The organism is Paenibacillus sp. J2L1-98 (assembly GCF_056269405.1).
The window spans coordinates 1-1,215 of the sequence record NZ_JBWDNW010000061.1 but is presented as its reverse complement, the minus strand read 5'-3'; the positions used below and the strand labels follow the sequence as shown (position 1 = coordinate 1,215).

Sequence of the window (1,215 nt, the reverse complement as noted above, 5' to 3'; positions counted from 1 at the left end):
GTCATAGCTTCGGTGGTGTGTTTAGCCCCGTTACATTTTCGGCGCAGAGTCACTCGACCAGTGAGCTATTACGCACTCTTTAAATGGTGGCTGCTTCTAAGCCAACATCCTGGTTGTCTTTGCAACTCCACATCCTTTCCCACTTAACACACACTTGGGGACCTTAGCTGATGATCTGGGCTGTTTCCCTCTTGACAATGGATCTTAGCACTCACTGTCTGACTCCCGAGTAGCACGTCTATGGCATTCGGAGTTTGACTGGACTTGGTAACCCTTGGCGGGCCCCGCACCCAATCAGTGCTCTACCTCCACGACGCTCATTCCTCGAGGCTAGCCCTAAAGCTATTTCGGGGAGAACCAGCTATCTCCGAGTTCGATTGGAATTTCTCCGCTACCCCCACCTCATCCCCGCACTTTTCAACGTGCGTGGGTTCGGGCCTCCAGTGCGTGTTACCGCACCTTCACCCTGGACAGGGGTAGATCACACGGTTTCGGGTCTACGACCACGTACTTATTCGCCCTATTCAGACTCGCTTTCGCTACGGCTCCGTCTTCCCGACTTAACCTTGCACGTAATCGTAACTCGCCGGTTCATTCTACAAAAGGCACGCCATCACCCATTTAACGGGCTCTGACTTCTTGTAAGCGCACGGTTTCAGGTTCTTTTTCACTCCGCTTCCGCGGTGCTTTTCACCTTTCCCTCACGGTACTGCTTCACTATCGGTCACCAGGGAGTATTTAGCCTTGGCAGATGGTCCTGCCGGATTCCGACGGGGTTTCTCGTGTCCCGCCGTACTCAGGATCCGTCTCGGAGAGTGCTTGGTTTGGGCTACAGGGCTTTTACCTCTTCTAGCGGGCCTTTCCAGACCTCTTCGCCTACCAAACACCTTTGTAACTCCATGTGAGACGTCCTACAACCCCAAGGAGCAAGCTCCTTGGTTTGGGCTAATCCGCGTTCGCTCGCCGCTACTGACGGAATCACTTTTGTTTTCTCTTCCTCAGGGTACTTAGATGTTTCAGTTCCCCTGGTATGCCTCGTGTTGAGCTATGTATTCACTCAACCGTAACTGTCCATTACGACAGCTGGGTTTCCCCATTCGGAAATCCCCGGATCAAAGCCTGCTTACGGCTCCCCGAGGCGGTATCGTTGTTCGCCACGTCCTTCTTCGGCTCCTGGTGCCTAGGCATCCTCCGTGCGCTCTTACTAGCTTAACC

Annotated in this window: 1 rRNA gene; it reads right to left on the bottom strand. The window is 53.6% G+C overall.

Features of this window, described 5'->3' with window-relative positions:
- Window positions 1-1,215 (bottom strand): 23S ribosomal RNA (locus AC0YNZ_RS31375); the annotation flags it as partial.